10 protein-coding genes are annotated in these 12,356 nt (G+C 57.9%); 6 read left to right on the top strand and 4 right to left on the bottom strand.

The genetic code is table 11. The annotated features are described in order from the left end of the window. Window positions 1–59 precede the first annotated feature (59 nt). Window positions 60–113 carry a mgtA regulatory leader peptide MgtL gene (mgtL, locus tag RT197_RS22055; protein WP_409529710.1) on the bottom strand — a complete coding sequence of 18 codons (54 nt, stop codon included), beginning with the start codon at window positions 111–113 and terminating at the stop codon, window positions 60–62. Window positions 114–303: 190 nt separating this feature from the next. Between mgtL and treR the strand changes: the two genes are divergently transcribed. The 5 genes from treR to nrdG all read left to right on the top strand — a co-directional run bounded on the left by treR (window position 304) and on the right by nrdG (window position 7,694). Then, window positions 304–1,251, top strand: coding sequence for a trehalose operon repressor TreR (treR, locus tag RT197_RS21630; protein WP_312953285.1), 948 nt, complete (start codon window positions 304–306; stop codon window positions 1,249–1,251). Between the two features lie 132 nt (window positions 1,252–1,383). After that, window positions 1,384–2,802: a PTS trehalose transporter subunit IIBC gene (treB, locus tag RT197_RS21625; RefSeq protein ID WP_312953284.1), complete on the top strand. Its 1,419-nt coding sequence runs from the start codon at window positions 1,384–1,386 to the stop codon at window positions 2,800–2,802. Between the two features lie 48 nt (window positions 2,803–2,850). Next, window positions 2,851–4,503 (top strand): alpha,alpha-phosphotrehalase, encoded by a 1,653-nt coding sequence (gene treC / locus RT197_RS21620; RefSeq protein WP_312953283.1) that lies wholly within the window; start codon window positions 2,851–2,853, stop codon window positions 4,501–4,503. 368 nt (window positions 4,504–4,871) lie between these two features. Further along, window positions 4,872–7,010: an anaerobic ribonucleoside-triphosphate reductase gene (nrdD, locus tag RT197_RS21615; RefSeq protein ID WP_312953282.1), complete on the top strand. Its 2,139-nt coding sequence runs from the start codon at window positions 4,872–4,874 to the stop codon at window positions 7,008–7,010. Window positions 7,011–7,229: 219 nt separating this feature from the next. Beyond that, on the top strand, window positions 7,230–7,694 hold the full coding sequence (gene nrdG / locus RT197_RS21610) for an anaerobic ribonucleoside-triphosphate reductase-activating protein (RefSeq protein WP_312953280.1): 465 nt from the start codon (window positions 7,230–7,232) through the stop codon (window positions 7,692–7,694). A gap of 22 nt (window positions 7,695–7,716) precedes the next feature. Here nrdG and RT197_RS21605 read toward each other — a convergent pair whose 3' ends face one another. Together RT197_RS21605 and RT197_RS21600 are read right to left on the bottom strand one after the other, a co-directional pair. After that, window positions 7,717–8,517 carry an alpha/beta hydrolase gene (locus RT197_RS21605; RefSeq protein ID WP_312953279.1) on the bottom strand — a complete coding sequence of 267 codons (801 nt, stop codon included), beginning with the start codon at window positions 8,515–8,517 and terminating at the stop codon, window positions 7,717–7,719. A 28-nt stretch (window positions 8,518–8,545) separates the two neighbouring features. Beyond that, the gene (locus RT197_RS21600) at window positions 8,546–9,127 is read right to left on the bottom strand and encodes a nuclear transport factor 2 family protein (protein ID WP_312953278.1); all 582 of its coding nucleotides are present in this window, start codon (window positions 9,125–9,127) and stop codon (window positions 8,546–8,548) included. 112 nt (window positions 9,128–9,239) lie between these two features. Between RT197_RS21600 and RT197_RS21595 the strand changes: the two genes are divergently transcribed. Continuing rightward, window positions 9,240–10,130 (top strand): LysR substrate-binding domain-containing protein, encoded by an 891-nt coding sequence (locus RT197_RS21595; protein ID WP_312953277.1) that lies wholly within the window; start codon window positions 9,240–9,242, stop codon window positions 10,128–10,130. 7 nt (window positions 10,131–10,137) lie between these two features. On the opposite strand, the gene RT197_RS21590 is transcribed toward RT197_RS21595, so the two are convergent. Beyond that, window positions 10,138–12,048: a PRD domain-containing protein gene (locus RT197_RS21590; RefSeq protein ID WP_312953276.1), complete on the bottom strand. Its 1,911-nt coding sequence runs from the start codon at window positions 12,046–12,048 to the stop codon at window positions 10,138–10,140. Window positions 12,049–12,356 lie beyond the last annotated feature (308 nt).

Raw genomic sequence — 12,356 nt, 5'->3', positions numbered from 1 at the left:
ACAGGGACGCAACGGGCGTCACTGCCTTACGCGTGCGGTAAGACAGTGAAAAGACTGGCTTACCGGACGTTAAAAGCGCTCCAGCGTGGGAGAGGGGTGGGATCGGGATCCATAAAGCCTCCGGTAAGTGGGAAAGATGAAAGTGCCGCGAATTATACGTTTCTCAATATAATTTGTGGCCGTTATAGCGCTATGATATCGCCGCTTCGCTAAACCGCAGGTAAACCAGACTTTGCTCATTGCCCCGCGCTTCAGTAAAGTTAAGCTCTTTTATTCACTCGCTTCATCTCACGGGACGACAGGATGCAAAACCGGCTGACGATTAAAGACATTGCGCGCTTAAGCGGCGTAGGAAAATCCACCGTTTCCCGCGTGCTCAATAATGAAAGCGGCGTCAGCGAGCGCACCCGCGAACGCGTCGAAGCGGTGATGAGTCAGCACGGCTTCTCCCCGTCGCGCTCGGCGCGGGCGATGCGTGGGCAGAGCGATAAAGTCGTCGCCATTATCGTTACCCGTCTGGATTCGCTGTCAGAAAACCTCGCCGTACAGACCATGCTGCCGGTGTTTTATGAGCAGGGCTACGATCCGATCATGATGGAGAGCCAGTTCTCGACGGCGATGGTGGAGGAGCATCTGGGGATGCTTCAGCGGCGAAACATCGACGGCGTGGTGCTGTTTGGCTTTACCGGCATTAACGTCGATATGCTCGCCCGCTGGCAGGCGTCGCTGGTGCTGATGGCGCGCGATGCCAGCGGTTTTGCCTCCGTCTGCTATGACGATGAAGGTGCCATCCAGATCCTGATGCAGCGGCTTTACGATCGTGGTCATCGGCATATCAGCTATCTCGGCGTGCCGCATCACGACATCACCACCGGTCAGCGCCGTCATGAGGCCTGGCAAAACTTCTGCAAAAAACACGCCCTGCCTGCGCTGTCGGCGCTGCCCGGTTTGTCCATGAAGCAGGGGTATGAACATGTGCAGCAGGTGCTCAGTCCGCAGACCACCGCCCTGGTGTGCGCGACCGATACGCTGGCGCTCGGCGCCAGTAAATATTTACAGGAACAACGCATAGAGACGGTGCAACTGGCGAGCGTCGGTAATACGCCACTGGTGAAGTTTCTGCACCCGGAAATCGTCACCGTCGATCCGGGCTACGGCGAGGCCGGACGCCAGGCGGCGACGCAGTTGATCGAGCAGATCAACGGCCGCCGTGAGCGACAGCAAATCGTGATCCCCGCCACTCTCTCTTAACACGCCAACAACAATTTCTGTGATCCTCGCTGCGTTTCGGGAACGTTCCCGTTTTCACTCATTCAGCGAAGCGATATTCTTGCGCCCGTTCATTACCCTCACCCCTCTTTCATCTGCCATGAGGCTTTATAGATGAGTAAAGTTAACCAACAGGATATCGATCGACTGATCGAACTGGTGGGCGGGCGCGAAAACATCGCCACCGTCAGCCACTGCATTACCCGCCTGCGTTTCGTGCTGAACCAGCCCGCACAGGCGGATCCGAAAGCGATCGAAGAACTGCCGATGGTCAAGGGCTGCTTCACCAACGCCGGGCAGTTCCAGGTGGTGATTGGCACCGACGTCGGTGACTACTATAAAGTGCTGCTGGCCTCCACCGGGCAGGCGCATGCCGATAAAGAGCAGGCGAAAAAAGCCGCCCGGCAGAATATGAAATGGTATGAACAGCTTATCTCGCACTTCGCCGAGATTTTCTTCCCGCTGCTGCCAGCGCTGATCAGCGGTGGTCTGATCCTCGGTTTTCGCAACGTGATCGGCGATTTGCCGATGAGCAATGGCCAGACGCTGGCGCAGATGTTCCCGGCGCTGAAGACCATTTACGACTTCTTATGGCTGATTGGCGAGGCGATTTTCTTCTACTTGCCGGTGGGAATTTGCTGGTCGGCGGTACGTAAAATGGGCGGCACGCCGATCCTCGGCATTGTGCTGGGCGTCACGCTGGTTTCGCCGCAGTTAATGAACGCTTACTTACTTGGGCAACAGGTGCCGGAAGTGTGGAACTTCGGCCTGTTCAGCATCGCCAAAGTGGGCTATCAGGCGCAGGTGATCCCGGCGCTGCTGGCGGGTCTGGCGCTCGGTTTTATTGAAATCAACCTTAAGCGCATTGTGCCGAGCTACCTTTACCTGGTGATCGTCCCGGTCTGCTCGCTGCTGCTGGCGGTGTTCCTCGCCCACGCGCTGATCGGGCCGTTTGGCCGGATGATCGGCGACGGCGTGGCCTTTGCGGTGCGCCATCTGATGACCGGCAGCTTTGCCCCGGTAGGCGCGGCGCTGTTCGGCTTCCTGTATGCGCCGCTGGTGATCACCGGCGTCCACCAGACCACGCTGGCGATTGATATGCAGATGATCCAGAGCCTCGGTGGAACCCCGGTGTGGCCGCTGATCGCACTGTCGAACATTGCCCAGGCGTCGGCCGTCGTCGGCGTGATTCTGGTCAGCCGCAAACATAACGAGCGCGAAATTTCCGTTCCGGCAGCGATTGCCGCCTTCCTCGGCGTGACCGAACCGGCGATGTACGGTATCAACCTGAAATACCGTTTCCCGATGCTGTGCGCGATGATTGGCTCCGGCCTTGCGGGCCTGCTCTGCGGGCTGTACGGCGTGATGGCTAATGGCATCGGCGTCGGCGGCCTGCCGGGTATTCTGTCGATTCAACCGGGCTACTGGCAGGTCTTCAGTATGGCGATGCTGGTGGCGATTGTGATCCCGATTGTTCTGACCACGGTGATGTATCAGCGCAAACACCGTCAGGGCACGTTACAGAGTGTTTAACTCTTTTTGGGGCGCCATTGCGCCCCTTCGCATTTGCAGGAAATCATTATGAATACCCTTCCTCACTGGTGGCAAAACGGCGTCATCTATCAAATTTATCCAAAGAGTTTTCAGGACACGACCGGCAGCGGCACCGGCGATTTACGCGGCGTCATCCGGCGGCTGGACTACCTGAAAACGCTGGGCGTGGATGCCCTCTGGTTGACGCCGTTCTATATCTCGCCGCAGGTTGATAACGGCTACGACGTGGCGAACTATACCGCCATCGACCCGACCTACGGTTCGCTGGATGATTTTGATGCGCTGGTGGCGCAGGCCAAAGCGCGCGGGATGCGCATTATCCTTGATATGGTGTTTAATCACACGTCCACCCAGCATCCGTGGTTTCGCGAGGCGCTCAGTCCTGAAAGCCCTTACCGCGCGTTTTATTTCTGGCGCGACGGGACGCCGGATCGGGCACCGAACAACTGGCGCTCAAAGTTCGGCGGCGGAGCCTGGCGCTGGCAGGCGGAGAGCGAGCAATATTATCTGCATCTGTTCGCGCCGGAGCAGGCGGATCTGAACTGGGAAAACCCGGCGGTGCGTGACGAACTGAAAAAAGTCTGCGAGTTCTGGGCCGATCGCGGCGTTGACGGACTGCGGCTGGACGTGGTGAATCTGATCTCAAAAGATCTGACTTTCCCGGACGATCCGCTCGGCGACGGTCGCCGTTTTTACACCGACGGCCCGCGTGCGCATGAGTATTTGCGCGAGATGAGCCGCGATGTGTTTATCCCGCGTGGGCTGATGACGGTCGGCGAAATGTCCTCCACCAGCCTGGAAAACTGCCAGCAGTATGCTTCGCTTGACGGCAGCGAACTGTCGATGACTTTTAACTTTCATCATCTGAAGGTGGATTATCCCGGCGGCGAAAAATGGACCTGCGCGAAGCCGGATTTTATCGCCCTGAAAGCCCTCTTCCGCCACTGGCAGCAGGGAATGCACAACCGGGCGTGGAACGCGCTGTTCTGGTGTAACCACGATCAGCCGCGCATCGTTTCGCGCTTCGGCGATGAAGGCGAATACCGCGTGCCCGCCGCCAAAATGCTGGCGATGGTGCTGCACGGGATGCAGGGGACGCCGTATATCTATCAGGGTGAAGAGATTGGGATGACTAACCCGCACTTTACCCGCATCACCGATTACCGCGACGTTGAAAGCCACAATATGTTCGCCGAACAGCGGGTTAACGGGCGCGATGCGCAGGAACTGCTGGCAATTCTGGCGGTGCGCTCGCGGGATAACAGCCGCACGCCGATGCAGTGGGACGCCGGTCCGAACGCCGGTTTTAGCGCAGGCGAGCCGTGGATCGCGGTGAACGCGAACTATAGCGATATCAACGTGAACGCGGCGCTAAAAGACCCGAACTCGGTGTTTTATACCTATCAAACGCTGATTGCCCTGCGTAAAACGCAGCCGGTGCTGACGTGGGGAGACTACGAAGACCTGCTCCCGGCGTCTGCGCAGGTGTGGTGCTATCGCCGCCAGTGGCAGGGGCAGACGCTGCTGGTGGTGGCGAACCTCAGCCGCACGTGCCAGAACTGGCAGCCGGAAGGGGTGGCCGGAAGCTGGCAGGTGCTGATGAGCAACTACGATGAAGTTGCCGGTCAGCCCGCCGCGATGACGCTACGCCCCTTCGAAGCGGTCTGGTGGTTACAGTAAGTTATCGCTGCCCGGTCAGGCCGGGCAGTTCGTTTTTCCTTTCTCTTTTCAGGGTTTTTCAGGCATTAAGTCAGTACAAAAAATTATATCCGCCACAGCGCCCGTCTTCCGTACCGTCCCTTTTTTACTTTGTCCTGCGTCAATAAAACTGCAAACATCTTTGATGCAAATCACTACATATAGAACTTAAAATGCGCCCCGGCCCAACATATGGTATTTATCGTCTATTATTGCAGCACAGCCTTTTTCGCAGGTTGTGGATAAACCGGGCCGGAAATACCGGAAGTCTCTGGATACAGTAACGATTAAAACCGATCGGGGCTTCCTTTCCCTTGTGGATAACCTGTTCTTTTAAAGATGGAGTGATCATGACACCGCATGTGATGAAACGCGACGGCTGCAAAGCGCCGTTTAAATCAGAGCGCATTAACGAAGCTATTCTACGTGCAGCTAAAGCAGCGGGAGTCGATGACGCAGACTATTGCGCCACCGTCGCAGAAGTCGTCAGTAACCAGATGCAGGACCGCCAGCAGGTCGATATCAACGAGATCCAGACGGCGGTCGAAAACCAGCTGATGTCCGGGCCGTATAAGCAGCTGGCCCGCGCCTATATTGAATATCGCCATGATCGCGATATCGAACGTGAAAAGCGCGGCCGTCTGAATCAGGAAATTCGTGGTCTGGTCGATCAAACCAACTCCGCGCTGCTCAACGAAAACGCCAACAAAGACAGCAAAGTGATCCCAACCCAGCGCGACCTGCTGGCGGGCATCGTCGCCAAACACTACGCCCGTCAGCACCTGCTGCCACGCGACGTGGTGCAGGCGCACGAGCGCGGCGATATTCACTACCACGATCTCGACTACTCACCGTTCTTCCCGATGTTCAACTGTATGCTGATCGACCTGAAAGGCATGTTGACCGAGGGCTTTAAGATGGGCAACGCGGAGATCGAGCCGCCAAAATCGATCTCCACCGCCACGGCAGTGACCGCGCAGATTATCGCCCAGGTCGCCAGCCATATTTACGGCGGCACCACCATTAACCGTATTGACGAAGTGCTGGCCCCGTTTGTCGCCGCCAGCTTTGCCAAGCATCGTAAAACGGCCGAAGAGTGGCAGATCCCGGATGCCGATGGCTACGCGCACTCCCGCACCGAGAAAGAGTGCTACGACGCGTTTCAGTCGCTGGAGTATGAAGTCAATACGCTGCATACCGCGAATGGTCAGACGCCGTTCGTCACCTTTGGCTTTGGGCTGGGCACCAGCTGGGAATCGCGCCTGATCCAGCAGTCGATCCTGCGCAACCGCATCGCGGGCCTCGGTAAAAACCGTAAAACCGCCGTGTTCCCGAAACTGGTTTTCGCCATCCGCGACGGCCTCAACCACAAGCCAGGCGATGCCAACTACGACATCAAACAGCTGGCGCTGGAGTGTGCGAGCAAGCGCATGTACCCGGATATTCTGAACTACGATCAGGTAGTTAAAGTTACCGGCTCGTTCAAAACGCCGATGGGCTGCCGCAGTTTCCTCGGCGTGTGGGAGAACGAGAACGGCGAGCAGGTGCATGACGGGCGTAATAACCTTGGGGTGATCAGCCTCAACCTGCCGCGCATCGCGCTGGAAGCGAAAGGCGACGAAGCCACGTTCTGGAAACTGCTGGACGAACGTCTGGTGCTGGCGCGTAAAGCGCTGATGACCCGCATCGCCCGGCTGGAAGGCGTCAAAGCCCGCGTCGCGCCAATCCTCTATATGGAAGGCGCCTGCGGCGTGCGTCTGAACGCCGACGACGACGTGGCGGAAATCTTCAAAAACGGTCGCGCATCTATTTCTTTGGGCTACATCGGCATTCACGAAACCATCAACGCGCTGGCGGGTGAAACGCATATGTACGATAGTGAAGCCCTGCGTGCGAAAGGCGTTGCGATTGTTGAGCGTCTGCGCCAGGCCGTTGACCAGTGGAAAGACGAAACCGGCTACGGCTTCAGCCTGTACAGCACGCCGAGCGAAAACCTGTGCGACCGTTTCTGCCGTCTGGACACCGCCGAGTTTGGCGTGGTAGCAGGCGTGACTGACAAAGGCTATTACACCAACAGCTTCCACCTCGACGTGGAGAAGAAGGTTAATCCGTACGACAAAATTGACTTCGAAGCGCCCTACCCGCCGCTGGCGAGTGGTGGCTTCATTTGCTACGGCGAATACCCGAATATTCAGCACAACCTGAAAGCGCTGGAAGACGTCTGGGATTACAGCTACCAGCATGTGCCGTACTACGGGACGAACACCCCGATTGACGAGTGCTACGAGTGCGGTTTTACCGGCGAATTCGAATGCACCAGCAAAGGCTTCACCTGCCCGAAATGCGGCAACCACGACGCCGCCCGCGTCTCGGTAACGCGCCGCGTGTGCGGGTATTTGGGTAGCCCGGATGCGCGTCCATTTAACGCGGGCAAGCAGGAAGAAGTGAAGCGGCGGGTGAAGCATCTGGGAAATGGGCAGATTGGGTAAGGGTTTTGTGATGTGTGGGGTTAGCTTGTTGGTGAGTTCTCCCCCTCTCCCTGACCCTCTCCCTCAAGGGAGAGGGAATTGTCCGGCGTTGTGATGGGGTTAGTCGCCAGTCTCAGGCTGCGCAATCCCTGTAACCCCGACCGTGGCACGCGCCACTCCCTCTCCCTAAGGGAGAGGGCTGGGGTGAGGGTGTCGAGGCACATACTTTAAGAAGCGGATATGAACTATCACCAGTATTACCCCGTCGACATCGTCAACGGTCCAGGCACCCGCTGCACCCTGTTTGTCTCAGGGTGCGTCCACGCGTGCCCCGGCTGTTACAACAAAAGCACCTGGCGGCTGAACTCCGGCGAGCCGTTCACCGGGGCGATGGCCGATCGGATCATCAGCGATCTGAACGACACGCGCATCAAACGCCAGGGGATCACACTCTCCGGCGGCGATCCGCTGCATCCGCAGAACGTGCCGGAAATCCTCGCGCTGGTGCAGCGCATCCGCTCTGAATGCCCCGGCAAGGATATCTGGATGTGGACCGGCTATAAGCTCGATGAACTCAGCGCCGCGCAGAAGGAAGTGGTGGATCTGATCAACGTGCTGGTAGACGGCAAGTTTATGCAGGATCTCAAAGACCCGATGCTGATCTGGCGCGGGAGCAGCAATCAGGTCGTACATTATTTGCGTTGAATTGCGCGCGCCGTATGTATAGTCACGCGCGCTTCAGCGTCTCAATAATATGATGTAACTCATCAGCAAAAACGGCGGCATCGGTGGCGTAGCTCAAATGATGACCGCTGACTTCAATGCACGGGCAGGGCAATTGCCGCGCCAGTTCATGCGCCGTTTGTACATAAAACGCGTTACCGCTGGCGCGCCCTGCTGCCGTCACCATCGGTACGCCACCACGGCGCAGCGCGTCCAGATCCGGGACAAAACTGTTGATTACCCTGAACTCATGCGCCATAAAACGCTCAAAGTCACCATCCTGATCGCCCGGAGCGTCGGCGTTAAGCGCCAGCCCCTCGAACGACGTGGCGAACAGCCGCATCGCTGCTTCGCCCCCTTCGCGCAGATAAGTGTCGTAGACCCGATCAAAGAAAGCCCGCCACGGCGCGGCTTCAGGCAGGAAGTCGGTGATCGGCGGCTCGTGGTCGATCAGGCCCCGCACCAGTTGGGGGTGATCCTGCGTCAGCTTTAAGGCAATGTTGGCTCCGGCGCTGTTGCCGAAGACATAAGCCGGTTGATTGCCCACGGCGCGGATCACGGCGGCGGCATCGCGCCCCTGCTGCGCCATATCCAGTTCTGCCCCGGTATCGCCGCCGCTACGGGCATTAGCGCGCCGGTCATAACGCACCACGGTGTAACGATCGGCCAGTTGCGCCGACAGCGCGATAAAACGGCTACTGTCGCCATTTCCGCCAACGATCAGTAATAACAGCGGCCCCTGACCTTCCTGATAGCAGGCAAGATCTGCATTTTCGCTATGGACAATAAAAGTTGAGATCATCATGTTCTCCGGGTAAAAGGATTTCCTGTTTTCAGACCGCCAGCCAGCGCTTCGCGTCCGCCTTCATTTTTTGTTCGAGTTCACTTCCGCGCGTGGCAAAAACGCGCTGCACCGGGAAGCCCGTTTTTTCAAGGAGATACGCCAGAGCCGCATATTCCCGCGGATATTTCGCCACCGCCTCCTGGTCTATTTCCACCGGGCCGAGCGGGAAGGTAAAGCTCGCCATATCGTAAATACTCTGGCGTCTGAACAGCTTCCACACGCCATCGCGTTTTTCTGCCATATCGTAAAAGCGATTGTGACCGACGCAGCCCAGATTGAGCTTCACGTTTTCACCGATAATCATCGCGTTAGTTTCAACAATGGCTTTTGTCGCATCGCTGTTAAAAGTGACGACCGGCGTGCCGATCAGGTGTTTAGTACGGACATCCGACGCGCCCATGCGCATGGAGCCATCCACAAAATCACTGGCCGCGCCTTCAAACCAGGTGATTTCAATGGTGCCGTCAGGATGAAACAGATTGCGTAGTTGATCCCATTCGCCCAGATCGCGATGCATCCAGCCGGTGAGCAGGTCGGTAATTTGTTGACGATCGTCGAGGTAATTTTGCATGACATTCAGACTCCATCAGGAAAGGAATTTCAGTTTTACCGTTCTTAAAGATAAAATCTATTAGATGAAAATGACCAATCGTTCAATTTGAGTGAATCATGAGGGTCGCCATATGGAGTTACGTCACCTGCGTTATTTTCTGGCGGTTGCCCAGGAGGGCCATTTTGCGCGCGCCGCTGAACGGCTGAATATTGTGCCACCCGCGCTGAGTATGCAGATTAAAGCGCTGGAGGAGGAGCTTGGCGGCCCGCTGTTTGTGCGCACCAGCAGGAAAGTGGAATTGACCGAAGCCGGACGACTGCTCCAGACTGAGGCGCAGCGCACGCTGGATCAGGCTGAAAACGCCTGTCAAACCGTGCGGCGATCTTTACGGGGCGAGACGGGTCAGGTGCGGATTGGTTTTGCCGGGAATGCGGTATTTAGCGGCAAGCTGACGCGCGATTTGCGCACTTTTCGCCAACATTATCCTGATGCGGAGTTGGTGGTGAGTGAGATCGCCCCACTTGCCCAGGCTGACGCCGTGCTGGCAGGGCAGCTTGATATCGGTTATACCCCCGATCACGATAAGCTCCACTCCCCGGCGCTCGTCGCGGAAAAAATTGGTCTGTGGAAACGCATCGTGGCGATGGCGGATGATCATCCGCTTGCCGGTCAATCCCATCTGACGGTGGAGATGCTGGCCGCCGAACCGCTGATTCTCTACGATGCCCACGGCGCGGACGAGTCGCTGTATGCCGCCCTCAGTCACCTGCTCGGCCACGATCCGCATATTTCCCACTGTTCTGCCAGTTCGCTGAGCGTCCTCACGCTGGCGGCGGCGGGTCAGGGACTGGCATTGGTCCCGGAGCCACTGATGCACATTTCCGTTCCGGGGGTGGTGTATCGCCCTCTGGACGTGGCAGAACTTGCCGCCAACCTGATGCTGGTCAGCCGCAAAGAAGCGAACAATGGCGCGGTAATGGCGTTTCTTGCCATTGCGCGTGGCGAGGGGATACGGGAGTAGTCGTCCATCAAAACCGGCTGACGCACTCCATCGCCAGCGTTTTAAACGCGTTAAAGTCGCGGCAGACGCAGAGCCGGGCCATCGCCCGCTCGCGCAGGAAGGTGACGAAAATATCGTAGATCGCCATCGCCTCTTCATATTCACGCTTGCTGATCGCCAGCAAAAAAATCACGTGGGCGGTTTCATCGCCCCAGCGGATGCCCTGCGGCGCCAGCACGGTATAGACCACCGTTTTTTGCGCCAGCAGCCCGAGCGCGTGCGGCAGCGCGATGCCATCGCCGAGCATGGTGCTGACGATCGCTTCACGCTCGCTGACGGAATCAACAAACTCCGCATCGACAAAGCCTTCGCGCTGGAGCTGATCGCAGAGGGTTTTGAATAACGTCTGCTGGTCGATGGGTTCATTGACGATCCGAAAATGGGCCGCGTCGAAGTATTTGTTGAGCATAAACGGGCGGGTGCGATCCACCAGCACCAGTTTGCCGATCTGCTCAAGCTGGTAATCGGTCGGGAACGGCGCGATAGTCACGACCGGTTTGCCTTTTTCACTGACCCGCGCGGTGGCAATCACAAAGTCTTCGCTGATGCTTTCCCGCTGCTCGTAATCGCGCAGGGTGAGCGTATGCACAACGTCAATTTGCGGATATTTACGCGTCAGCACCGCCTCAATCATTCGTACCATCGCATTGCCCGCATCACAGACCAGCAGCACGCGCGGCTGGCGCTGGTAGCCAATGTTGTAATGGCGCTCCAGCCCGACGCCGATATGCAGCACCAGAAAACCAATTTCATTTTCGCTGATGGTGTACGGCGTGTATTTTCCCCAGCCGGAGACCGCCGCCAGCGTCATGTCCCATGCCATCGGGTAGTGCTGCTTGATGTTGTCCAGCAGCGGGTTGGGGATCATGATCTGATAGCGCACGCGGGTGATCATGGTTTTGATGTGGGTCAGCAGGTCCGCATGAAGCTGCGCGTCGTTCAGCAGGTTGTAGTTATAGTGGCTGTTGATGTAGTGCAGGATGTAGTTGACCAGCGTTTCGTCGTCGTCGGCGTTGATGGCGCTGGGAGCGATTTCCTGCACCTGACGGGCTGCAATGTGTACCCGTAGCCAGTTTTCTTCCGGCGGGGAGAGCGGTTTTCCGGCCATGTCTTCCAGCGCGACGGCAATATCACGCGCGGCCTCGCGCACGTTTTCGGCCACCTCTTCCACCGTAAATTCCGGCAGCGGATAGCCTTCGCTGATGCGCCGCACCGCCACCGCGCAATAGAGGCGTAAAAACAGTTCGCCTTCGTCGGTCAGACGAATGCGATAGCGGCTGAAGCAGGCGTCAAGCAGCCCCGCCAGCTTTTCCGGCACGCCCGCGTTGAGCGCCACTTCTGTCACCAGCGGGTTGAGGCCGTCCTGCTGCGCCAGTTTCCAGAGCAGATCCGTCAGGCAGGCGCGGATCGCCATCTCGCTGCCGAACAGTTTCATGCCGTGGCGCGGGCGGGTTTCCAGCGTCAGATGATAGCGTTGCAGCCACTCGCGCACTTCCGCCATGTCGCTTTGCAGCGTGGCGCGGCTGACAAACCATTCGTCCGCCAGATCTTCGAGTTTGAGCGAAAAGGCAGAGGTCAGGAAGCGCACCACCAGATAATGCACCCGTTCCTGCCCGCTGCGCGGGATACGCAACGCGCGGGGATGGGTCGTTTTCAGGGTCTGATAGCGCGCCGGGTCGTCGATTTTTAGCTGATAACCGTTGCCGCGACTGAGGATAAACTGCGCGCCGTGCTGCGCCAGCAGCGCGTTAAGCGCGGTGATGTCCGCCCGAACGGTGCGCGTGGACACCGCCAGCCGCTGGGCCAGTTCGTCCTGCGGCAGGATCTCGTTTTGCAGCATGTCGAAGAGCTGCGCTAAACGCTGGTTCGGGAATCGCACGTTGGTATCCTCTTAATGATGGCAGGTGGATTTGTCCCTCTTTTGGGGTGAGGGGGAGCGTTTATCCTTTTTCCCTCACGTAAACGCCCTCACCCTGACCCTCTCCCCCGGGAGAGGGAACTGTCCGCGTTCGTGGTGACGGTCGGTTTTCTCCCTTTCCCCCATCCGCGCTCGTGGTGACGGTCGGTTTTCTCCCTCTCCCTTGAGGGAGAGGGTCGGGGTGAGGGGGAGCGTTTATCTTCCCTTCCCCACGTAAACGCCCTCTCCCTAACCCTCTCCCCCAGGAGAGGGAACTGTCCGCGCTCGTG

Source organism: Superficieibacter sp. (assembly GCF_032071645.1).
Lineage (GTDB): Bacteria > Pseudomonadota > Gammaproteobacteria > Enterobacterales > Enterobacteriaceae > Superficieibacter.
Note: the sequence above shows the minus strand (reverse complement) of the source record. Positions and strands in the feature narration are given on the sequence as shown.